General features: G+C 70.3%; 17 protein-coding genes and 1 pseudogene. 12 read left to right on the top strand and 6 right to left on the bottom strand.

What is annotated here, in order from left to right:
- Positions 1-218: 218 nt before the first annotated feature.
- On the bottom strand, positions 219-2,171 hold the full coding sequence (locus FBY22_RS27055) for an APC family permease (RefSeq protein WP_142150223.1): 1,953 nt from the start codon (positions 2,169-2,171) through the stop codon (positions 219-221).
- Positions 2,172-2,565: 394 nt separating this feature from the next.
- Here FBY22_RS27055 and FBY22_RS27050 point away from each other — a divergent pair, with 394 nt between their 5' ends.
- From FBY22_RS27050 to FBY22_RS27020, 7 genes and pseudogenes are all read left to right on the top strand, one after another.
- Complete coding sequence (locus tag FBY22_RS27050) at positions 2,566-4,407, top strand: NAD-binding protein (RefSeq protein ID WP_142150221.1); 1,842 nt, start codon at positions 2,566-2,568, stop codon at positions 4,405-4,407.
- 7 nt (positions 4,408-4,414) lie between these two features.
- Positions 4,415-4,545: pseudogene (locus tag FBY22_RS45390) on the top strand (potassium-transporting ATPase subunit C); the annotation flags it as partial.
- A gap of 188 nt (positions 4,546-4,733) precedes the next feature.
- Positions 4,734-5,840 (top strand): DUF475 domain-containing protein, encoded by a 1,107-nt coding sequence (locus FBY22_RS27040; RefSeq protein ID WP_142150219.1) that lies wholly within the window; start codon positions 4,734-4,736, stop codon positions 5,838-5,840.
- A 280-nt stretch (positions 5,841-6,120) separates the two neighbouring features.
- Complete coding sequence (locus tag FBY22_RS27035; protein ID WP_142150217.1) at positions 6,121-7,416, top strand: extracellular solute-binding protein; 1,296 nt, start codon at positions 6,121-6,123, stop codon at positions 7,414-7,416.
- Between the two features lie 6 nt (positions 7,417-7,422).
- Complete coding sequence (locus FBY22_RS27030; RefSeq protein WP_142150216.1) at positions 7,423-8,421, top strand: carbohydrate ABC transporter permease; 999 nt, start codon at positions 7,423-7,425, stop codon at positions 8,419-8,421.
- Between the two features lie 14 nt (positions 8,422-8,435).
- Positions 8,436-9,239 (top strand): carbohydrate ABC transporter permease, encoded by an 804-nt coding sequence (locus FBY22_RS27025; RefSeq protein WP_142152532.1) that lies wholly within the window; start codon positions 8,436-8,438, stop codon positions 9,237-9,239.
- A 52-nt stretch (positions 9,240-9,291) separates the two neighbouring features.
- Complete coding sequence (locus FBY22_RS27020) at positions 9,292-10,341, top strand: endo-1,4-beta-xylanase (RefSeq protein ID WP_142150214.1); 1,050 nt, start codon at positions 9,292-9,294, stop codon at positions 10,339-10,341.
- A gap of 81 nt (positions 10,342-10,422) precedes the next feature.
- Here the strand turns inward: FBY22_RS27020 and FBY22_RS27015 are convergent, their stop codons facing one another.
- The 3 genes from FBY22_RS27015 to FBY22_RS27005 all read right to left on the bottom strand — a co-directional run bounded on the left by FBY22_RS27015 (position 10,423) and on the right by FBY22_RS27005 (position 12,878).
- The gene (locus FBY22_RS27015) at positions 10,423-11,469 is read right to left on the bottom strand and encodes a LacI family DNA-binding transcriptional regulator (protein WP_142150212.1); all 1,047 of its coding nucleotides are present in this window, start codon (positions 11,467-11,469) and stop codon (positions 10,423-10,425) included.
- A 244-nt stretch (positions 11,470-11,713) separates the two neighbouring features.
- Entirely contained in the window at positions 11,714-11,905 is a 192-nt protein-coding gene (locus FBY22_RS27010; RefSeq protein ID WP_142150210.1) for a DUF5999 family protein, read from the bottom strand.
- A gap of 388 nt (positions 11,906-12,293) precedes the next feature.
- Positions 12,294-12,878, bottom strand: a complete 585-nt coding sequence (locus FBY22_RS27005; protein WP_142150208.1) for a hypothetical protein — start codon at positions 12,876-12,878, stop codon at positions 12,294-12,296.
- A 550-nt stretch (positions 12,879-13,428) separates the two neighbouring features.
- Here FBY22_RS27005 and FBY22_RS27000 point away from each other — a divergent pair.
- Positions 13,429-14,946 carry a glutamate-cysteine ligase family protein gene (locus FBY22_RS27000; RefSeq protein ID WP_142150206.1) on the top strand — a complete coding sequence of 506 codons (1,518 nt, stop codon included), beginning with the start codon at positions 13,429-13,431 and terminating at the stop codon, positions 14,944-14,946.
- 19 nt (positions 14,947-14,965) lie between these two features.
- Here FBY22_RS27000 and FBY22_RS26995 read toward each other — a convergent pair whose 3' ends face one another.
- Complete coding sequence (locus FBY22_RS26995; protein WP_142150204.1) at positions 14,966-16,738, bottom strand: substrate-binding and VWA domain-containing protein; 1,773 nt, start codon at positions 16,736-16,738, stop codon at positions 14,966-14,968.
- Positions 16,739-16,926: 188 nt separating this feature from the next.
- On the opposite strand from FBY22_RS26995, the gene FBY22_RS26990 reads away from it, so the two are divergent.
- Entirely contained in the window at positions 16,927-17,727 is an 801-nt protein-coding gene (locus FBY22_RS26990; protein WP_142150202.1) for a CPBP family intramembrane glutamic endopeptidase, read from the top strand.
- Positions 17,728-17,793: 66 nt separating this feature from the next.
- On the opposite strand, the gene FBY22_RS26985 is transcribed toward FBY22_RS26990, so the two are convergent.
- Positions 17,794-18,603 (bottom strand): PhzF family phenazine biosynthesis protein, encoded by an 810-nt coding sequence (locus FBY22_RS26985; RefSeq protein ID WP_142150200.1) that lies wholly within the window; start codon positions 18,601-18,603, stop codon positions 17,794-17,796.
- A 151-nt stretch (positions 18,604-18,754) separates the two neighbouring features.
- Here FBY22_RS26985 and FBY22_RS26980 point away from each other — a divergent pair, with 151 nt between their 5' ends.
- The 3 genes from FBY22_RS26980 (at position 18,755) to FBY22_RS26970 (ending at position 21,585) form a co-directional block, all read left to right on the top strand.
- Entirely contained in the window at positions 18,755-19,540 is a 786-nt protein-coding gene (locus FBY22_RS26980; protein ID WP_142150198.1) for a cyclase family protein, read from the top strand.
- The gene (locus FBY22_RS26975) at positions 19,537-21,177 is read left to right on the top strand and encodes a thiamine pyrophosphate-binding protein (protein ID WP_142150196.1); all 1,641 of its coding nucleotides are present in this window, start codon (positions 19,537-19,539) and stop codon (positions 21,175-21,177) included. Before FBY22_RS26980 ends, FBY22_RS26975 begins: the two co-directional genes overlap by 4 nt.
- A gap of 81 nt (positions 21,178-21,258) precedes the next feature.
- Positions 21,259-21,585, top strand: coding sequence for a hypothetical protein (locus FBY22_RS26970; RefSeq protein ID WP_142150195.1), 327 nt, complete (start codon positions 21,259-21,261; stop codon positions 21,583-21,585).
- The last annotated feature ends 41 nt before the right edge of the window (positions 21,586-21,626 follow it).

Raw genomic sequence — 21,626 nt, 5'->3', positions numbered from 1 at the left:
AAAGGGTTGGGCTCGTGACGTGCGACGGAAGCCGGACCCGGGCGCGCAGGGGCGTCAGGGTGCGTGCGTCCCAGGCGACCGGTTCGGCCGTGGCGCAGGAGACGAGCGCGCAGCACCCGGCCGGCCGTGCGCAGCCACGCCGGTGGCGGTCGCCGGCCGGGCTCGGCGGCCCGCTGCCTCGCATGTCGAGACCGTGCGTACGTCAGCCCGTGCGTACGTCAGCCCGTGTGCACGCGCGGCCGGCGGTCGCGGTCGGGTTCAGCCTCGCGCAGCACCTCCCGGGTGACCGGGGCGACCTCGCCCTGGCCGAAGAGGAAGAACCGCAGGAAGTTGGCGAAGGGGGTGCCCTCGGTCCACTCGAAGTAGATGTGCGGGATGCAGCCCGTGGTGTCGCGGACGTGGAGGAGGAGCGCGGCCAGGGCGTTCGGGATCGAGGACGACTCCAGGGTCAGCACGCGGTAGCGGTTGTGCAGGACTTCGCCGCGCACCGTGAGGCCGGCCTCGAACTCGGAGGGGTCGGTGACCGTGACCTCGACGAAGACGAAGTCCTCCGCGTCGGGCATGTCGTTGTCGGCGCGGATCTGCTCGATCTTGTCGCGGTACTCGGCCTTGTCCCGCTGATCGGGCTCGTTGGCGATGAACCGTATCTTCCGGCTGGCCATGTCCCGGATGAAGCGTTGCGCCATAGCGTCGAGCTGGACGTCGGTGACGCGCAGCTCGAAGGCGCGGGCCAGCCGGGACAGCAGGGAGACCAGGATGATGCCGGCGATGAAGCAGGCGCCGATCTTGACGCCGTCGGGGCGTTCGACGACGTTGGCGCCGGTGACGTAGAGCAGGACCGCCGAGACGACGCCGAAGCCGATCGTCCAGCCGCGCTGCCCCGCGCGGTGGGCGGCGATGGTCACCGCGATCGCCGCGGAGGACATCAGGACCAGTACGCCGGTGGCGTAGGCGCCGCCCTGGGCGTCGACGCTCGCGTCGAAGATCCAGGTGACCAGGAAGGCGATCAGGGTGAAGACGATCACCATCGGGCGGACGGCGCGGGCCCAGTGTGGGGCCATGCCGTAGCGGGGCAGGTAGCGCGGCATCAGGTTGAGCAGGCCGGCCATCGCGGAGGCGCCCGCGAACCACAGGATGGCGATGGTGGAGACGTCGTAGACCGTGCCGAAGGCGTTGCCCAGGTATTCGTGGGCGAGGTAGGCGAGGGCGCGTCCGTTGGCCTGGCCGCCGGACTTGAACTCCTTCTCGGGGATCAGCACGGTGGTGATGAAGCTCGTGACGATCAGGAAGACGCTCATGATCAGGGCGGCGGTCGTGAGCAGCTTCTTCGTGTCGCGGATGCGGCCCTTGGGGTTGTCCTCGGTGTCGCCGGGGTCGCCCTGCACGTGCGGCATGACGGCAACGCCGGTCTCGAAACCGGACAGGCCCAGCGCGAGCTTGGGGAAGACCAGCAGGGACACGCCGATCATGGCGAAGACGTTGCCGTGCTCGGTCGTCAGGGCGCCGGCCCAGTCGGTGACGACGTTCCCCGCGGTGAGCACGTGCCACAGGCCGACGACCACGACGACCGCGTTGAGGCCGAGGTAGGCCACCACCAGGGCCACCGCGACGCCGATCGCCTCCAGGAAGCCCTTGAGGAAGACCGCGCCGAGCAGGGCGACGAGGACCAGCGTGATCAGCATCTGCCGGCCTTGCAGCATGCTGGTCAGGTGCGGGTTCTCGACCATGTGGGTGGCCGCGTCCGCCGCGGAGAGGGTGATGGTGATCAGGAAGTCGGTGGCGGCGAAGCCCAGCAGCGCCAGGACGAAGAGCTTGCCCTTCCAGAAGGACAGCAGGCGTTCCAGCATGGCGATCGAGCCCTCGCCGTGCGGGCTTTCCTCGGCGACGCGGCGGTAGACGGGCAGTGCGCCGGCGAGCGTGACGATCACGAGCACGACGGTCGCCACCGGTGACAGCAGTCCTGCGGCGAGGGCCGCGATACCCGGCTGGTAGCCCAGGGTCGAGAAGTAGTCGACGCCGGTCAGGCACATCACCCGGTACCAGCGCTGGCCCTTGTGCGGGGGTTCCGGCCGGGCGTGCGGCGCCTGCTGGACGCCCTTGCCCATGTCGGAGAGCCCCTCCAGCATCCAGGCGCGCAGGCGACTGGGGGGTGGGTGCTCGGTGGTGGCCATCGACGTGCTCCTGAGGTGCGGCTCGGCGTGTGGTGGAGGCCATCACGCGGACGGCGGCACCAGCGTAAGCGGAGCGTGACGTGCTGGCCCGTGGATGAGGGGGGCGAGGGCGTCAAGCTTGCGTTAAGACCGACCTGGTGAGAGGCGTCCGCATGCCGAGAGCGGAGCGAACGGCGGTGCCGGGCGGCGGATGTGCTGGGCGGGAGAGGGGCGTGGGTGGACACCCAGCGTCATCTCCGGGTGCCAGGAAACGTCCCGCCCTCTTGGCGCCTCCTTGACGCAATCTTGGACTCTGTCAGGTACACGGCCGGAACTGGTCTCATGGTCCGGCCGTTCGTCGGATGTGACGTCGACCCACCCCGCCCGCACGGAACCCGGCCAGAGATCCCGGCACATGGTGATCTGCGGCGACGACGGACTCGCGCACCGGCTCGCCGTCGAGCTGGACGCCGTGTGCGGTGAGATCGTCACCGTCGTGCTGCCGTCGGCGAGTGACCAGCACGGCGCCCAGGTCGCCGAACTGCACCACGACCCGCGGTCGCCGGTCGAACTGCACGTCTCCGTCCGCCCGGACGAACGCACCCTGCGCGCGGCGGGCGTGGAGCGGGCGGTGGCACTCGCCCTCACCTACCGCGACGACCAGGTCAACATGACCGCCGCTCTGCTGGCCCGCACCGTCAACCCCTCCGTCCGGCTGGTCGTCCGGATGTTCGACCGGGAGCGTGGCCGTCATCTGGAGCGGCTGCTGGACCGGGCGGCCGGGCTGAGCGAGGACCTCGCGCGGGACACCTCCACGACGGTGCTCTCCGACGCCGACACCGCCGTACCGGAGCTCGTGGCGGCCGCGGCTCTCGGCCGCGGACATACCCTCCAGGTCGAGAGCAGGGTCTTCCGCGGTGTCGTACGCCCCGCCGGCACCCCTTCGCACACCACCGACCTGACCACCCTGGCCGTCCTGTCCGGCGCCCACCAGGACGACCCGGCCAGCCAGGACAGCGCGGAGACGCCCGGTGAGGAGGGCACCCAACTGCTGCCCGACACCGGTACCGCGCGGCATCGGCAGGGCACGCACGGTCGGCTGATGCTGGAGGAGGTCGGCAGGCATCCGGCCGAACCGGCCGTCCGTGCCCGGCGTTTCCGCCCCCGCAAATGGCTGCGGGCACGCGTGGCGCGCCTGCCCTTGAAGGTCTTCCTGTCACACCAACTCGCGGCCGTGTACGGGGCGTTGGCCGCTGTCGTGGTGGCCCTGTCGACCGCCACCGCGCTGTTCACCGACGAACATCCCTGGTGGAAGAACTTCTACCTGCCGCTGCTGGACATCTTCACCATGGGTGACCCGGCCACCGACGAGTCCCCCGCCCGGCGTGTGCTCCAACTGCTGGCCGGCTTCGTGGGGTTGGCGGTACTTCCACTCGTTGTCGCCGCGACCATGAACGCCACCGAGGCCTTCCGCACCGCCTCGGCGAGTCATCCCCCCGACGAGGACGTCAACGGTCATATCGTGCTGGTCGGCCTCGGCATGGTCGGCACCCGGGTGCTGGCCCGGCTGCACGGCACCGGTCACCAGGTCGTGGCCATCGAGTGCGACCCGCAGGCCCGCGGTATCGCCCTCGCGCGCGAACTCGGCATCCCGCTGGTCCTGGACGACGCCACGATCCCCGGGGTGCTCGAACGGGCCCGGGTCCGGCAAAGCCGCTCGCTGCTCGTCCTCACCCGCGACGACGGCCGCAACCTCGACATCGTCATGGCGGTGCGGGAGACCGACCCCGAGGTGCGCGTGGTGACACGGTTGTACGACGACGGGTTCGCGGCCACCGTCCAGCGCACCCTGCGCGCCTCCTACCCGGATGCCCTGACGCGGAGCAGGAGCGTCTCCGCGCTGGCCGCGCCCTCGTTCGCCGCCGCGATGATGGGCCGGCATGTGCTGGGCGTGATGCCGGTGGAACGCGGGTCGCTGCTGTTCACCTGCGTCGACGTGGCGGGGCACCCGGAGCTGGAGGGGCGCTCGGTGCACGAGGCGTTCCGGGCGAACGAGTGGCGCGTGCTGGCCGTGGGCGCCGCCGCCGGGCCGCTTCCGCAACCCGCTGCCGCGGATGCCCCGGACGGGACACGTCCTGGCCGGACTGGTTTCGACTGGCGTCCTGAGCAGGGCCGCCTTCTGCGGGCGGGGGACCGGGTGGTCCTCGCGACGACGCGGCGCGGTCTGGACATCCTCCTGGCGGACGTTCACCCGTGACCAGGGAGCCGAGCGCAACGGTCTGTCCGTCGCCCGGGTGGAGCGGCTGGTCAGGGACCACACGCAGGGCCGCACCCCGGGTTTCCGCGCGTGAACGTCCTCGAGCTCGACATCGCGCTCAGGGAGCTGGTGGCCAAGGGCTGGCCGCGTCCGACGGCGACACCCCCGTCCGCTCACCGCACGGAACCCGCACCGCGAAGCGCAAAGATCCCGACAACCGGTGTGCCGGGTTCCCGGCGGGACACCCGCACGACAGCCGGGCGTGGTAGACAACGCCGATGACGGTACGGAGCGTTCAGGGCCGTGGTGAGAGGACTGGGTGACCGGTGATGCTGAAGACCTTCCGTTGGGCGTTCGCGGCCACCGCGCTCGGTCTGGCCGCAGGGGTGCTCTACGGAGGCTGGACCGCGTTCGGCATCGTGGCGATCCTGGCCGTGCTGGAGATCTCCCTGTCGTTCGACAACGCCGTGGTCAACGCCGGGATCCTGAAGAAGATGAGCGCCTTCTGGCAGACGATCTTCCTCACGATCGGCGTGCTCATCGCGGTGTTCGGCATGCGGCTGCTCTTCCCGGTCGTCATCGTCGCCGTCACCGCGAAACTGAACCCATACGACGCCGTCCACCTGGCGCTGACGGAGAAGAGCCGTTACGAGCAGCTGGTGACCGACGCGCACCCGGCGATCGCCGCGTTCGGTGGCATGTTCCTGCTGATGATCTTCCTGGACTTCATCTTCGAGGACCGCGACATCCAGTGGCTGGGCTGGATCGAGCGCCCTTTGGCCAGGCTCGGCAAGGTCGACATGCTGTCGGTCTGCATCGCCCTGATCGTCCTGCTGATCACCTCCTTCACCTTCGCCACCCACGCCCACCAGCACGGCGGCGCGCACGCCGACAAGGCACAGACCGTGCTCGTCTCCGGCATCGCGGGTCTGGTCACCTACCTGGTCGTCGGCGGCCTGTCCGGCTACTTCGAGAACAGGCTGGAGGACGAGGAGGAGCGGGAGCAGAGCAAGCCCTCGGCGGGCACCCTCGTGGGCCGGGCCGCGTTCTTCATGTTCCTCTACCTGGAGGTCCTGGACGCCTCCTTCTCCTTCGACGGCGTGATCGGCGCGTTCGCCATCACCAACGACATTGTGCTGATGGCCCTGGGTCTGGGCATCGGCGCCATGTACGTCCGGTCGCTGACCGTGTACCTCGTCCGCCAGGGCACCCTCGACGACTACGTCTACCTGGAGCACGGCGCCCACTACGCGATCGGCGCCCTGGCCGTGATCCTCATGGTCACCATTCAGTACCAGATCAACGAGGTCGTCACCGGTCTCATCGGCGTCGTCCTGATCGCCTGGTCCTTCTGGTCCTCCGTCCGCCGCAACAAAGCACTCGCGGCCGCCGAAGGCGAGACGGAGCGGGCCGACTCGGTGTCGGTGCGGTAGCACCGCCTGATCAGCTCCGTAATGTTCGCCTGCGGAGTCGAATGTTTCGACCGGTCGTGAAGTGACGGGCGAGGATCGCCGCCCCTGTCGGACCGGGCCTGAGTCCCCCATTGTCGGCGCTGGGCGAAGTCGCGCGCAGATTCACCGCGTACAAGGGGTTGCCACCGTTTGGGAGCTGTCTCTAGGGTGCGGCATCAACGAAGCTTTCTGGATCATCTCCGAAACTTTCGGTCCCAGTGGACGGTCGTGGACGCGCCGTCCCTACCCCAAGGAGCACAAAATGGGCGACCGGGCACTGTCCCGCCGCGGGTTCCTGGCGGCCTCCGCCGCGGCCGGTCTGGGCATGACGGCTCTGAGCGCATGCGGCGGCGACTCGGACGGAGGGTCGGCCGACGGGAAGACCACCATCGAGTGGTGGAACATCTCCACCACCGAACCCACCAAAACCGTCTGGGCGGGTCTGGCCAAGAAGTTCGAGGCGCAGAACCCCAAGGTCAAGGTGAAGATCGTCCAGATGGAGAACGACGCCTACAAGTCGAAGATGACGGCGCTGACCGCCTCCGGGAAGCTCCCGGACATCTTCCACACCTGGGGCGGCGGCGTCCTCCAGCAGCAGGTGGACGCCGGACTCGTCGAGGACCTCACCGACCGGACCAAGCCGTGGGCCGACGGCATGCTGTCCGTCGCGAAACAGGCGTACATCCTGGACAACAAGACGTACGGCATCCCGTTCGACATCGGCATGATCGGCTTCTGGTACAACAAGGCGCTGTTCAAGCAGGCCGGCATCACCGCCCCGCCCACCACCTGGAGCGGCTTCCTCGACGCGGTCAAGAAGCTCAAGGCGAAGAACATCACGCCCATCGCCCTGGCCGGCAAGGAGAAGTGGCCCGGCATGTACTTCTGGGCCTACCTCGCGATGCGCACGGCCGGCATCGACGCGCTGAAGAAGGCCAACGAGAACAAGGACTTCACCGCCCCCGGGCTCGTCCAGGCCGGACAGCACCTCCAGGACCTGGTCAAACTCCAGCCGTTCCAGAAGGGCTTCCTCGGCGCCGCGTACTCCACGCCCACCGGCCAGGCGGCCACCATGGGCAACGGCAAGGCCGCCATGGAACTCATGGGCCAGTGGGCCCCGGTCGTCGAGGCCGACTCCGGCAAGGGCCTCGGCTCGAACCTCGGCTTCTTCCCCTTCCCGGCGGTCGAGGGCGGAAAGGGCGCCATCACCGAGGTCTTCGGCGGCGGCGGCGGACACGCCCTGCGCAAGGGCGCCCCGCAGGCGGCCGTCGACTTCCTGAAGTTCTTCGCCTCCGAGGCCACCGACCTGGTGCTGGTGAAGAAGACCAACACCCTCCCGGTGGTCCCCGGCGCCGAGAAGGGGCTCTCCGACCCCAATACCAAGGCCGTGCAAGCCCAGTTGAAGGCGGCCACCGGCTTCCAGCTCTACCTCGACCAGGCCTACGCGCCCGCCGTCGGCCAGGAGGTCAACGACAGCGTCGCCGCGCTGATATCCGGCTCCAAGTCGCCCGAGCAGGTCACGCAGTCGATCTCCAAGACCGCGAAGGAAGAGCAGTAACCGGCGATGACCTCCACTTTCCTTCCGGACAAGCGGACGGGCCCGGACGTCGCCCTCCCCTCCCCGACGGCGACGCCGGGGCGGGGGCGGGCGCGCCGGCGCCTGGTGAACTGGCTCACCGCGGTCGGCTTCCAGGTGCCCGCGCTGGTGCTCTTCATCGGGCTGGTCCTGCTGCCGATGCTGTTCGCGCTGTACGCCGCGTTCTTCCGCTGGGGCGGCTTCGGCATGCCCTCCGACTACATCGGCGGCGACAACTTCACCCGCCTCTTCCAGGACGACGTCTTCCTCGGCGACCTGTGGCGCTGCGCACTCCTGGTCGGGCTCTCGCTCCTGCTGCAACTGCCGTTCGCGCTGGGCATGGCGGTGGCACTGAACCAGAAGCTGCGCGGCCGGGCCGTCTACCGCATGCTGTTCTTCGCGCCCTACGTCCTGTCCGAGGCCATCACCGGCGTGCTGTTCAGCATGGTCTTCGCACCGGACGACGGGCTCGCCGACCATGTCCTGGGCGCCGTCGGGCTGGACGGCGTCGGCGGTGAGTGGTTCGCCGACCCCTCCTACGTCATGGCGACCCTCTTCCTCGTCATGACCTGGAAGTACTTCGGCTTCCACATGATGCTGCTGCTCGCCGGACTCCAGTCGATCCCGGCCGAGTTGACGGAGGCAGCGCTGATCGACGGCGCCAATCCCTGGCAGCGCTTCCGCAACGTCACCCTGCCGCTGCTCGCGCCCACCATCCGCATCAGCATCTTCCTGTCCGTCATCGGGTCCATCCAGCTCTTCGACCTGGTGTGGGTGATCACCCAGGGCGGTCCCGACCACCACTCCGAGACGATGGCCGTGACCATGTTCCAGTACGGCTTCAAGCGCTACCAGGTCGGCTACGCCAGCGCGATCAGCGTGGTCATGTTCGGCATCTGCCTCGTCTTCGCCCTCGCCTACCAGCGGTTCGTGCTGCGCCGCGACCTCGAGGGCGCCACCACGAACATGAGGGGAGACGGCAGGTGAAGACACTGCGCAACATGCCGCTGCACGTGGTCCTCGTCGTCGTCGGCTCGGTGATCGTCGTACCGCTGCTGTACGCCGCGCTGTCCGGCTTCAAGTCCACCGACGAGCTCTCCCGCAACCCCTTCGGGCTGCCCGAGCACTGGCTGACCGGCAACTACACCGACATCCTCGGGTCCGGTGACTTCTGGCGGCTGCTGGGCAACAGCACGCTGGTGGCGGTGGCGACGTGCGTGCTCGTGGTCGCCGTGTCCGCCCTCGCGGCCTTCTCCTTCGCACGGTTCGCCTTCCGCGGCCGGGAGCTGATGTTCACCTTCTTCACGATGGGGCTGATGTTCCCGCCCGCGGTCGCCGCCCTGCCCCTGTTCCTCCTGCTGCGCTCCCTCGGCCTGCTGGACAACCCCCTCGGCGTGATCCTGCCGCAGGCCGCCTTCGGCCTGCCGATGACGATCATCATCCTGCGCGGCTTCTTCCGGCAGATCCCCGGCGAACTGGAGGAGGCGGCCACCCTCGACGGCTGCAGCGCCTTCGGCTTCTTCTGGCGGGTGCTGCTGCCGATGGCCCGGCCCGCGCTCGGCACGGTCTCCGTACTCGCCGTCGTCACCAGCTGGAACAACTACATGCTGCCGCTGCTGGTCTTCACCGACTCCAAGTGGTGGACGCTGCCGCTCGGCGTCGCGCAGTTCCAGGGCCAGTACTCGGCCGAGTACGCCCGTGTCTTCGCCTACCTCGTCCTGGCGATGGTCCCCGCCCTCGCCCTCTACTCGGTCGCCGAGCGTCAGCTCGTCGGCGGCCTCACCGCCGGCGCCACCAAGGGATGACGCGCGCCGCCGGACGTACGGCCCCACACCCCACCCCGTGAGGAGTCGCACCATGCCCAAGACCCGTCTCAGACTCGTCGGAGCCCTCGCCGCCGTCCTGGTCGCCGCCGGCGTCACCACCGGCACCCCCGCCCAGGCGCACCCACGGCCCACCACCCTGGCCGAACTCGCCCACCGCCACGGCCGCTACTTCGGCAGCGCCACCGACAACCCCGAACTCACCGACACCGCCTACACCTCCGTACTGGGCAGCGAGTTCGACATGATCACGCCCGGCAACGGCATGAAGTGGTACGCCACCGAGCCCCAGCAGGGCGTCTTCGACTGGACCGACGGCGACCAGATCGTCGACCTCGCGCGCGGCAACCACCAGCGGGTGCGCGCCCACACGCTTGTCTGGCACAGCCAGCTGCCGGACTGGCTCACCGGCCGCGCATGGACGGCGGACGAGCTCAGGGCCGTACTGAAGAAGCACATCCAGACCGAGGTGCGGCACTACCGCGGCAAGGTCTACTCCTGGGACGTGGTCAACGAGGCGTTCAATGAGGACGGCACCTACCGCGACACCATCTGGTACCGCACGCTGGGCCCCGGCTACATCGCCGACGCCCTGCACTGGGCCCACCAGGCCGACCCGCACGCGAAGTTGTACCTCAACGACTACAACATCGAGGCCGTCGGACCGAAGAGCGACGCCTACTACCGGCTCGCACAGGAGCTGAAGGCACAGCACGTCCCGCTCGACGGCATCGGCCTGCAGGCCCATCTGGCGCTGCAGTACGGCTATCCGACCACCCTGGAGGACAACCTCCGCCGCTTCTCCCGACTCGGGCTCGACACCGCTCTCACCGAGGTCGACGTCCGCATGATCCTGCCGGCGACCGAGGAGAAGCTGGCCCAGCAGGCCGACTGGTACCGCGACATGACGTCCGCCTGTCTGGCGGTGCGGCGGTGCGTGGGGATCACGGTGTGGGACTACACCGACAAGTACTCCTGGATCCCGGCGTTCTTCCCCGGGGAGGGCGCCGCGCTGCCGTACGACGACCAACTGCGGCCCAAGCCCGCGTACTTCGCGATCCGAGAGGCGCTGGGCGGCAAGTAGCAGCCCTTGCGGGAGGGGTTTTCCGGAACGCCCCGGCGGTGCATTGGGGAGCACCGCCGGGGTCCCGGCACCCCCGGTCTGTCAGGGTGCCGGGGGTGCCGTGCTGGCTCTCACCACCAGCTCGGTGCCGAGTTCCACGCGCGGGGAGTCCGGCTGTTCGTCGCGGGCCAGCCGCAGGACCGTACGGACGGCCAACTTGCCCATGTCGGCCAGCGGTTGACGAACCGTGGTGAGCGGCGGCGCCGACCAGCGGACCTCCGGAAGGTCGTCGAAGCCGACCACGCTCATGTCCTCCGGCACCCTCAGACCCCGCCGGCGCAGTGCCTCGATCGCGCCGAGCGCCATCTGGTCGCTGGCCGCGAAGATCGCGGTCGGCGGTTCGGGGAGGGCGAGCAGGGCGTTGCAGCCGGTGAACCCGGACTCGGGGTGGAAGTCCCCGGGGACGACGAGGGAGCCGTCGGGTGGGATGGCTGCGCCCTCCAGGGCGGCGCGATAGCCGTCGAGGCGTGCGCGGGAGCACAGCAGCCGTGGCGGGCCGGCGATCAGAGCGATCCTGCGGTGCCCGAGGGAGAGCAGGTGCTCGGTGGCCGCCATGCCGCCCGACCAGTTGGCGGCGCCGATCGTCGGGACGTCCAGGGCGGGGGAGCCCGCCGGGTCGACGACCACCAGCGGGACACCCAGGGCGCGCAACTCCTCGTGCAGTACCGGCTCCAGCGCCGAGGTGACCAGGACGACGCCGTCGGAGGCGCGGGCCCGCAGGTTGCGCATCCACTCACGGGCGTCGCCGGAGCGCCCGTGGATCGCCGACACCACCGTGCCGACCCCGGCGGCGTGGGCGACCTCCTCCACACCGCGCAGGATCTCCACCGCCCAGGGACTGTCGAGGTCGTTGAAGACCAGGTCGAGCAGCGCGGCGCCGGAACCGGAGGCGCCGGCGCGCTTGCGGTAACCGTGCCGCAGCAGCAGATCCTCCACCCGTGCCCTGGTCCGCGGCGAGACGTCGGAGCGGCCGTTGACGACTCGGGAGACGGTCGGCACCGACACCCCCGCCTGCCGGGCGATCTCCGTGATCGTGACCTTCCCCCGGCTCTCCGCCACGCCCTCGGCACCGGCCCCGTCTGCTGCCAATTCCCCCACCTCCGTGCGCACGCGCCGCGAAACTTCCAGAAGTCTTCCGGAAGAGGTGGGCCCGTGGGAAGGGTGATCAAGACGGGATCGCAGGCGACGAATACGAGCCCCATGACCCTGGTACGCCCGGGTAACTACGGTGGGTGATCGGGGCCGGACATGCGTCGGGGCCGGCTCGCGGCAATGTCCTCCGCGACCGGCCCCCGGAAATCCGCCGGGCGGCCGTGGCCGCCCGGAAGCCGCCTCAGGCGGCCGTCATCACCTGGCGGTGCGGGGCGATGACCTGGCCGTCCGGCAGCAGCTCACCGGTGTCCTCGAAGAGCAGAACGCCGTTGCACAGCAGGCTCCACCCCTGCTCCGGGTGGTGCGCCACGAGTCGGGCGGATTCCCTGTCGGCGGAGTCTGCTGAAGGGCACGGCGGCTGATGCTGGCACATTGGTGGGATCTTTCGCTCTGTCGTGATGTCGGAGATGGCTGTCGTGTCTGTGCTGCGGCTTGAAGCGTTGTCCATGGCCGCCCCCCGTTGGTTTAAGTCGGTCCAGTCCAGTGTTGCCCTACGGAGGCGAATCCGCAGGCATTTCGACGCACCACTTCTTCACAGGTTGATGACGCTTCGGCGGCCCGGACGGTTCAGTCCAACCACACTGTCCCTTCGGGTGGTTCGCACTGGTCGGATGGGGCTAGTCCATACCGGGCGGGGCCACTTTCCGGCTCGTACGAGCAGTTTTTCGCTCGTACGAGCGCAATGGCTTCCGGGTGAAGCGCCGGGTGAAACGCCGTGTCCCGCCGTCGGTGAATTCGACGGCGGGGCACGAGGTCTTACGTCAGGCGATCTGACCGAGCAGGGGGGCCGGAGTCACCCGATGGGTCAGCACCGGCAGCAGTTCGGCGACGCGGTGCGGGCGGTGCGCCGCGATGCCGGGCGGGGCCGGTGCCAGCGGGACGAGCAGGTCCGTGGCCGCCGGGTGGCCGGCCGCGCCGTCCGCCGCGCAGTCGCCGTGCAGCCAGAGCGTGAGCATGTACAGGCTCGGCACCGACAGCAGGCGCGCCTGGTAGGGCTGTTTCATCGTCTCGGCCTGGCGCAACGCCCGCTCGGTGGAGGCGATGTAGGGACCTTCGAAGAAGTGCGAGAAGGCCCAGCCGTCCGGGGTCAGCATGGTCTCGGCCGCGGCCACCGCGCGGTCGCCGCAGCGGATCAGGAACCGCCAGCCGGCCAGCCGGCTGGCGGAGGCGCCCTCGGGGGTGAGCTCGTCCAGTACGTGCACGGGAAGTGGCAGTTCCGGTGTGGCGGGTCCCTGGGAGCGCAGCAGGGAGGGTGTTCGGGCCTCGCGAACCGCGGTGGGCGAGCCGAGCGCGGTCAGGACGGTGCGAAGGGCGGGCGCGGGAGCCGGGGGGACATGCAACGGCATGGTGGGTCGCCTCTCATTCGACAGGCACGGTGGCGCGAGGGCGGGGGCGGACGGCGCTGTCTGCTCACGGGGCGAGAGAGACGGGGCGGGGTCCGGGTACGAGGGATGTGGGTGAGACCTGTCGCTCGTCATCTGACGGCAGGTCTCGAAGACCGGGGGCGCCGACCCTCTGCCTGTTCGCGGAGTTTATACGACACATGTTCAGCCGGTGTTTCGTCTAGCCGTTTCCGGAGCACTCGGCAAGGGGTTATCCGGTCGGCGACACGCGGGAATCACCCCGATTCTGCTCGGCCCGGAGGCGGTGACCTCGGTAAATGCCGAAGGTGGGGTCGGCCAATTCTCGTCGGCGTTTTTCACGAGTTCGTCGCGTACATGAAACTGCGCCGTGCGGCATGCCCGGCGAATGTGCCGCCGGTCACATGTGACCAGAGTAGCGCGCGACCCGCTCGCATGGGGACGTTACCGATCGCCGACGCTGGGCATTATCCCACGTGACCCGACACCGGCGGCCGGGATCCAGGACGCCGCCCGATCGAGGAGGGACGCTCCGATGGGGGAGAAGGTCGTGGCAGGTCGTTTCGATCTGTCCGATCGGCAGCTCTACCGCGACAAGCTCCGCAGGTGCCTGACGGGGCTGGAGCGGCTCCTGGCCGAGAAGCGGTTCGACCGCCCCAGGAACCTGATGGGGCTGGAGATCGAATTGAATCTCGCCGGTGCCGACGGCATGCCGAAAATGCTCAATGCGCAGGTCCTGGAACGGATCGCGAGCCGAGATTTCCAAACAGAACTCGCCATGTTCAATCTGGAAGTGAACATCGCCCCACACCGCTTGCAGGGGCGGGTATTCGACCGGCTCGGAGAGGAACTCAGGACCTCTCTGGCATATGCCGACCGAAAAGCCGGTGAGCTCGACGCGGGAATCGTGATGATCGGCATTCTGCCGACCCTCGACCGGGACGACCTGGTCTCCTCCAACCTTTCCGCGGTCGACCGTTACGCACTGCTCAACGATCAGATCGTCGCCGCCCGCGGTGAGGACTTCGTCCTCGACATCGACGGCGTGGAACGTCTGACCTGCACCTCGAAGTCCATAGCGCCGGAAGCCGCCTGCACCTCCGTACAGCTGCACCTCCAGGTCACCCCGGGCCGATTCGCCGACGTGTGGAACGCCGCCCAGGCCGTCGCCGCCGTCCAGATAGCCGTGGGCGCCAACTCGCCCTTCCTGTTCGGCCGTGAACTGTGGCGCGAGTCCCGGCCTCCGCTGTTCCAGCAGTCCACCGACACACGGCCGCCCGAACTGCAGGCCCAGGGGGTGCGCCCGCGCACCTGGTTCGGGGAGCGCTGGATCACCTCCGCCCATGACCTCTTCGACGAGAACCTGCGGTACTTCCCGGCGCTGCTGCCCATCTGCGACGAGGAGGACCCCCTGGAGGTCCTCGACGCGGGCGGCATCCCGAACCTGCACGAACTCGTCCTGCACAACGGCACGATCTACCGCTGGAACCGCCCGGTCTACGGCATCGCCGACGGTGTCCCGCACCTGCGCGTCGAGAACCGCGTCCTGCCCGCAGGCCCCAGCATCATCGACGTCATCGCCAACGCGGCCTTCTACTACGGTCTCGTGCGCGCCCTCGCCGAGGAGCCCCGCCCCGTGTGGACCCGGCTGCCCTTCGAGGCCGCCGCCGCCAACTTCGACGCCGCCTGCAAGGACGGCATCGACGCGCGCCTGGAGTGGCCGCGGCGGGGGCGGTACGGCGGCACGGCGCAGGTCGACGCGGTGAGCCTGGTCCGCGACGAGCTGCTGCCGCTCGCCGAGGCCGGCCTGGACGCCTGGGGCATCGAACCCGCCGACCGCGATCTCTACCTCGGCGTCATCGACGAACGCTGCCGGCGCCGGGTCAACGGCGCGTCCTGGCAGGCGGCCACCTTCCACCGGGCCCTGGAGACGGGCATGTCCCGGGACGAGGCACTGGCGGCCACCACCCGGCGCTACAGCGAGCTGATGCACATGGGCGATCCGGTACACACCTGGCCGGTGGGCATGCCGGAGCCGGTGCCGCTGGGGTGAGCGGGCGCCTTGCGGGCGGTCAGCTCGTGCCGCTGCCCTGGGCGCCGGCCGCCACGATCGCCTTCAGCATCACCGACTGGATCTGCGAGGGGTTGTTCACCGACTGGCCCGAGCCGCCGGTCGCTCCGGCGATCTCCTCGGCCTCCTCCCGGTCGGCGTCGGGCCCCACGGCGATCATGATCAGCGGCACCGGGTGCTCGGGATCGGTGAGCTTCTGCAGCTCACTGATCAGCTCGGCCCGGGAGATGCTGCCGGGGTCCTGGTTGACCCCGTCGGTGAGGACGACGAGCGCATTGAACTTCCCCTTCGCGTACGACGACGTCGCCGCCCGGTACGCGGCGAGCGTGGTGTCGTACAGGCCCGTCGCCCCGTTCGCGACCGGCTTCAGCGCGCCGAAGGCCGCCGACAGCCGCTCCCGCTGGGTGCCGTCGCCGATCCGGTCGCCGAGCCGCTCGGTCGGCACCAGGACCCGGTAGTCCTTGGCGCCGTCCAGCTTCGTGGAGAACTCCCACAGGCCGATCTCGTCCTCCTGCGTGAAGGTGGCGAGGGCCTGCAGCAGCGACGCCTTCGTCACCGCCATACGGGACTGCCCGCCCGTGCCCGGCACCGGCTCGGACATCGACGACGAGGCGTCCACGACCGTGGTCAGCCGGGCGCTCTGCACCGTGATCGTCCAGGTGCCCAGGGCCTCCTGCAGCGCCTCGTCCGTGGCCGGCTGGACGGCGGGCTCCGCGTACGGCTGCGGGCTGCTGCCGCCCGCCTCGGCGACCACCGCCTCCGGCGCCTCCTCGTCGGAGGTGCGGAAGCCGTACTTCTGCAGCAGCCGCAGCTGTGCCGGCTGCCGCAGATAGTTCATGAACCGCAGCGCGGCCCGGCTCTGGTCGGTCGTGAGCTGCCCGACCATCGCATAGGGGAAGTCCAGCTGCGGCGAGCCGTCCTCGGGATAGAACATGTCCAGGCCGTCGCCGCCGTCCGCCGACGAGTTGTACGTGTACGCCGCCTGCTCGCTGAGGATCAGCGCCTGGTTGCGTCTGGGGTTGCCCTGCTCGGTTCCCGAACTGTTCCTGGGCAGCGTGTCCAGGACCTGGCCGTCACTGTCCGAGGTGCGCTGCGACAGCGTCTTCATCATCGCCGCGGCCTGGGTGTCACCACCCTTGAGCCCGGCCGCGGCGGTGGTCAGCCGGGTGAGCGCGAGCAGTCCCGTGGCGCTGCGCGCGGGGTCGGCCGCCCCCAGTCTGAGCGCGTCGTCCCGCATGGTCGCGCCGGCCAGCTCGATCCAGCTGTACTTCTTCTTCGGCCAGCCCATCGACTCGGCCGCCTCGGGCACCATGGCCACGCCGACGGGGGTGGAGGCCACGGCGCCCGCCGGGGTCACCTCGGTCGCAGTGTTGTCGTTCGTGATCCGGTCGACCCACAGGCCGGAGTCCGCCACCCACACCTGGACGTCGGACTTTCCGCCCGTGGCGAGCGTGTCCGCCACCTTGTAGGAGTCGCGGGCGCTCACCGAGACCGCGACACAGCGCCCGTCGGAGGTGATGTTCTCGCGCCGGGCCCGCTCGGCCGCGGCCGTCAGGGCGGGGGCGATGTCCGGGGAGGCGGCCAGCCGCAGCCGCACGGCGTCGTCCTGGCAGGACGATCCGAACGAGAGCAGCCCGCTCTGCACCGCGACGGCCGTGCCCCCGGCCACCGTCAGGACCAGGACCGTGGCGACGGCCATCGTGCGGCGGCGCGCGCGGGGACGGGGGTCGCTGCCGCCCGCCCCATAATGATCGGGCAAGCTGTGACGTCCCATGACGGTGGTGCCCCTCCCTGTCGAACCTCGTGCCCGGCAAGCGGCCGTACGGCATGCGGAGGGGAGGTACGCCCCGTACGGCGTCCGTCCCCCCCCTGACGGCCAAGCGCACGATCTTCGTAAGTTCTTTCGAGACCCTAGCGGGGCGGGGATGGGGATGAGGCGGGATTACTGAATTGGAGTCAGGTGTGCAGGCGGAGACGGGTGCGGTGGCCGATTCTGTTCCTCCTGAGCGGCTCTCGCGGCGAATCCTCCGTGACGAGACGCTGCTCGTTCTGGGGCTTTCGCTCGGTGCGAGCGGAGTGTCCGCCCTGATCAGCTTTGTCGGATCGGTGACGAAACCGGGAGGGCTCAAGGACCAGGCGGCGACCCTCAACGCCTCGGCCGCGCCGGGCCGGCCCTGGCTGGATCTCGCCTGGCAGCTGTTCGGGATCGCGACCGCCCTGGTGCCCGTCGCCCTCGTCGCGCACCTGCTGCTGCGCGAGGGCGGCAGCCTGCGCACCCTCGGCTTCGACCGCACCCGGCCCTGGCCCGACCTGGGCCGCGGCGCCGCCGTCGCGGCGGTGATCGGCAGTACCGGAATCGCCTTCTACCTGGCCGCGCGGGGCTTCGGCGCCAATCTCACGGTGGTGCCCGAGGCCCTGCCCGACGTGTGGTGGAAGTACCCGGTGCTGATCCTCTCGGCGATCCAGAACGCGATCCTCGAAGAGGTCATCGTCGTCGGCTATCTGCTGCGCCGGCTGGGACAGCTGGGCTGGACCCCGGGGACCGCGCTGGTGGCCAGTTCCGTACTGCGCGGCAGCTACCACCTCTACCAGGGCATCGGCGGCTTCGTCGGCAACATGGTGATGGGCGTGGTCTTCGTCTGGCTGTACCGGCGCTGGGGCCGAGTGGGCCCCCTGGTGGTGGCGCATTCTCTGCTCGACATCGGGGCGTTCGTCGGTTACGCGCTGCTCGCCGGCAAGGTGGGCTGGCTGCCGACCCCGTAGTTCCCAGGCCCTGTCGTCAAATTCCCGCCTGCCTACGGGCGGACGACGGGAATTTGACGACAGGGCCTAGGCCAGCAGCTCGCCTTCGATCACGGTGACCGCGTGGCCGGTGAGCAGGGTGCGGTCGCCGCGCAGCTCGGTGCGGACGCGGCCGGAGCGGCGCGAGGCCTGCAGCCCGGTCAGGACGGCGCTGCCCAGGCGCTCCGACCAGAAGGGGGCCAGCGCGGTGTGGGCGCTGCCGGTGACCGGGTCCTCGTCGATGCCGACGTTCGGGAAGAAGCAGCGGGAGACGAAGTCGTAGCCCTGGGCGGGGTCCGCGGCGCGGGCGGTGGCGATGATGCCGCGCTCCGAGTAGGCGCCCAGCGCCCTGAGGTCGGGGGAGAGGGCGTGGACCGTCTTCTCGTCGGCGAGTTCCACCAGCAGGTCGCCGACGTTCGGCCCGGTGTCGTACGTGCGCAGCGGCTCGGCGCCCAGCGCGTCGGCGACCCCGGCCGGCACCTCCACCGCCGTGAGCGGGGCGGTCGGGAAGTCCAGCGTGACCGAGTCGTCCTCGCGGGGCGTCGCCACCAGGACACCGCTGCGGGTGGCGAAGCGCACCGTGCCCTCGTGGGCGCCGGTGGTGTGCAGCACGTGGGCGGTGGCGAGCGTGGCGTGGCCGCACATGGCCACCTCGGTCGCGGGCGTGAACCAGCGCAGCGCCCAGTCCGCCTCCCCGCCCTCGGGGAGCCGGTGCGCGAACGCCGTCTCGGCGTGGTTCACCTCCAGCGCGATCTTCTGCAGCCGGTCGTCGTCGGGGAAGGAGTCGAGGAGCAGCACGCCGGCGGGGTTGCCGGCGAAGGCGCGGTCGGTGAAGGCGTCGACGATTCGGATTCGCATGGTTCGACGCTAGGGCGGCGTGGCCTCCGCCACCAAGTCCAATTCGCGGTCCGTGGACCGTTTTTCGGAGTGTGTGCCGCCGAGAACCGGTCATCGGCTGACACCCTGTACAGACAGGCGTTGACAGTTCAGCCCCGCCCTGGAGGCCGTCATGTCCCAGCCGTCCGTGCTCGCCGCCCTTCTCGCGGGGCTGCGCAGCGGCGCAGTAGAAGTCGTCGACCTCACGCAGCCGCTCTCCTCGACCACCCCGGTGATCCAGCTGCCGCCCCCCTTCGGCCAGACCCAGACCTTCGAACTGGAGGAGATCAGCCGCTACGACGACCGGGGACCGGCCTGGTACTGGAACAACTTCCGCAGCGGTGAGCACACCGGCACCCACTTCGACGCCCCCGTCCACTGGGTCACCGGCAAGGATCTCGACGACGTGGCGTCCGTGCCCGCGAGCCGCCTGATCGCACCGGCCGCCGTACTCGACTTCTCCGAGCAGGCCGCCGAGGACCCCGACTTCCTCGTCGAGGTGGACCACATCAAGGCCTGGGAGGCCGCCAACGGACCCCTGCCGGACGGCGGTTGGCTGCTGGTGCGCACCGGCTGGGACGCGCGCTCGCACTCGCAGGAGGAGTTCCTCAACGCCGACGACGGCGGCCCGCACACGCCCGGCCTGTCACCGGAGTGCGCGCGCTGGGTCGCCGAGGAGTCCCCGGTGATCGGCCTCGGCACGGAGACCGTGGGAACGGACGCGGGCCGCGCCCACTCCTTCGACCCGGCGTTCCCCTGCCACTCCCACCTCCTGGGCGCAGGCAAGTACGGCCTGACCCAGCTGCAGAACCTGGCCGTCCTGCCCGCGACCGGCGCCCTCGTCGTCGCCGGGCCCCTGCCCATCGTCTCCGGCTCCGGTGCCCCCGCCCGGGTGCTCGCCCTGGTGGAGCGGTCGTGAAGGTCGCCGAAGCCGTCGGACGGGCGCTCGTCGCGTCCAGGGTCGACCACGTCTTCGGGGTGGTCGGCTCGGGCAACTTCCACCTCACCAACGCCATGGTGGCCGCCGGCGCCCGGTTCGTCGCCGCCCGGCACGAGGGCGGCGCGGCGACCATGGCCGACGCCTACGCCCGCACGAGTGGCACTCTCGCCGCGCTCAGCGTCCACCAGGGTCCCGGCCTGACGAACGCCCTCACCGGCATCACCGAGGCCGCCAAGAGCCGTACCCCGCTGCTGGTGCTGGCCGCGGAGGCGACCGCCCAGCGCTCCAACTTCCGTGTCGAGCAGGCCGTACTGGCCCACTCCGTCGGGGCCGTCACCGCCCGCGTGACCACCGCGCACGACGCCGTCGAGCAGGCCGCGGCCGCCCTGCGCCGGGCCCGGCACGAGCGCCGCACCGTGCTGCTCAACCTGCCGCTGGAGGTCCAGGCCCTTGACGTCCCCGAGGGCGTCCCGCTGCACGCCGTACCGCCGGAGGGACCGGAGCCGGTCGAGCCGTCGCAGAAGGCGGTGGTCGATCTCGTACGGGTCCTGGAGCGTGCCCGGCGCCCGGTCTTCGTGGCCGGCCGCGGCGCCCGCACCCCCGCCGCCCGGGACGCCCTGATCGCCCTCGCCGAGCGGTACGGCGCGCTGCTGGCGACCTCGGCGGTGGCCCGCGGCCTCTTCCACGCCGGCCCCTGGTCGCTCGACGTCTCCGGCGGTTTCGCCTCTCCACTGGCCACCGAGCTGATCCGGGGCGCTGACCTGATCGTGGGCTGGGGCTGCGCGCTGAACATGTGGACCATGCGACACGGCACCCTCATCGGCCCCGACGCGGCCGTCGTACAGGTCGACGACGACCCGGAGGCGCTCGGCGCGCACCGGGAGGTGGAGCTCGGCGTCGTCGGCGATGTCGCGCGCACCGCACTGCGCGCCCTCGCGGCCACCGGTGAGGGCCGCGAGGGCTACCGGACCTCGGACGTCGCCGCCGCGCTCACAGAGCGGGCGCGATGGCGGGACGTGCCGTACGAGGACGAGGGCACCCGGGAACGGATCGACCCGCGGACGCTGAGCATCGCGCTCGACGAGATCCTGCCCGCCGAACGGGTCGTCGGCGTGGACTCGGGCAACTTCATGGGCTACCCGAGCGCGTACCTCTCCGTCCCGGACGAGAACGGCTTCTGCTTCACCCAGGCCTTCCAGTCCATCGGACTGGGCCTCGCGACCACGATCGGCGCGGCGCTCGCGCGGCCGGACCGGCTCCCCGTGGCCGCCCTGGGAGACGGCGGTGCGCTGATGAGCGCCGTGGAACTGGACACCGTGCGCCGGCTCGGGCTGCCGATGGTGGTCGTCGTCTACAACGACGAGGCCTACGGTGCCGAGGTGCACCACTTCGGCCCGGACGGTTTCCCGCTGGACACGGTCACCTTCCCGGAGACCGACATCGCCGCCGTGGCACGCGGCTACGGCTTCGAGGCGGTGACCGTACGCACCCTCGCCGACCTGAAGGCGGTGGCGGAATGGATCGCCGGACCACGCGCGACACCCCTGCTGGTGGACGCGAAGGTCACCCGTGACCACGGAGCATGGTGGCTGGAGGAGGCGTTCCGGGGTCACTGACGCCCGCAGGGGCCCGCGTGACGTGGCGTCCGGAGAGCGGCGGGCTGCTCGCGGCCGGTCGTCGAGGGGGAGGAGGGGACCATGACGGAACGGTGGCCCGAGGGCCCCGCCGCTGATCCGGAAGCGGCGCGAGAGCGGTACGACTCCGACATGCGGGCGATGCGCGGGACGCTGCGCGAGCTGATCAGGGCCGACCTGCCTGCCGCGCACCTCGGCCTGGGCATGGTCATCGTGGCTAGCGTGATCGCGGGCCTGTCCGTGGGGCCGGCCGCCGGTGCCCTCGTGGCCGGAGCCTTTGCTCTGCTCTTCCTCGCCGCTCTGGTCGTCGTGTTCCTTCGCGGCGTGCGCGGTCCGGAGGCGGGACGCCGGGCCTGTCTCTTCACCTTCGGCTGGGCGAGCCGGGTCTAGGCGCCACTGACCACCGATTTTCGGGCCTTGTCATGCGACAG

Origin of the sequence: Streptomyces sp. SLBN-31 (assembly GCF_006715395.1) — a bacterium.
GTDB lineage: Bacteria > Actinomycetota > Actinomycetes > Streptomycetales > Streptomycetaceae > Streptomyces.
The sequence above is the reverse complement of the archived record's forward strand: the minus strand, read 5'-3'. Positions and strand labels throughout refer to the sequence as shown.

Coding starts and splice junctions, on each gene's coding strand:
- FBY22_RS27055 (WP_142150223.1), bottom strand. CDS start 2,171: ATGGCCACCACCGAGCACCCACCCCCCAGTCGCCTGCGCGCCTGGATG.
- FBY22_RS27050 (WP_142150221.1), top strand. CDS start 2,566: ATGGTGATCTGCGGCGACGACGGACTCGCGCACCGGCTCGCCGTCGAG.
- FBY22_RS27035 (WP_142150217.1), top strand. CDS start 6,121: ATGGGCGACCGGGCACTGTCCCGCCGCGGGTTCCTGGCGGCCTCCGCC.
- FBY22_RS27030 (WP_142150216.1), top strand. CDS start 7,423: ATGACCTCCACTTTCCTTCCGGACAAGCGGACGGGCCCGGACGTCGCC.
- FBY22_RS27025 (WP_142152532.1), top strand. CDS start 8,436: ATGCCGCTGCACGTGGTCCTCGTCGTCGTCGGCTCGGTGATCGTCGTA.
- FBY22_RS27020 (WP_142150214.1), top strand. CDS start 9,292: ATGCCCAAGACCCGTCTCAGACTCGTCGGAGCCCTCGCCGCCGTCCTG.
- FBY22_RS27010 (WP_142150210.1), bottom strand. CDS start 11,905: ATGTGCCAGCATCAGCCGCCGTGCCCTTCAGCAGACTCCGCCGACAGG.
- FBY22_RS27005 (WP_142150208.1), bottom strand. CDS start 12,878: ATGCCGTTGCATGTCCCCCCGGCTCCCGCGCCCGCCCTTCGCACCGTC.
- FBY22_RS27000 (WP_142150206.1), top strand. CDS start 13,429: ATGGGGGAGAAGGTCGTGGCAGGTCGTTTCGATCTGTCCGATCGGCAG.
- FBY22_RS26995 (WP_142150204.1), bottom strand. CDS start 16,738: ATGGGACGTCACAGCTTGCCCGATCATTATGGGGCGGGCGGCAGCGAC.
- FBY22_RS26985 (WP_142150200.1), bottom strand. CDS start 18,603: ATGCGAATCCGAATCGTCGACGCCTTCACCGACCGCGCCTTCGCCGGC.
- FBY22_RS26980 (WP_142150198.1), top strand. CDS start 18,755: ATGTCCCAGCCGTCCGTGCTCGCCGCCCTTCTCGCGGGGCTGCGCAGC.
- FBY22_RS26970 (WP_142150195.1), top strand. CDS start 21,259: ATGACGGAACGGTGGCCCGAGGGCCCCGCCGCTGATCCGGAAGCGGCG.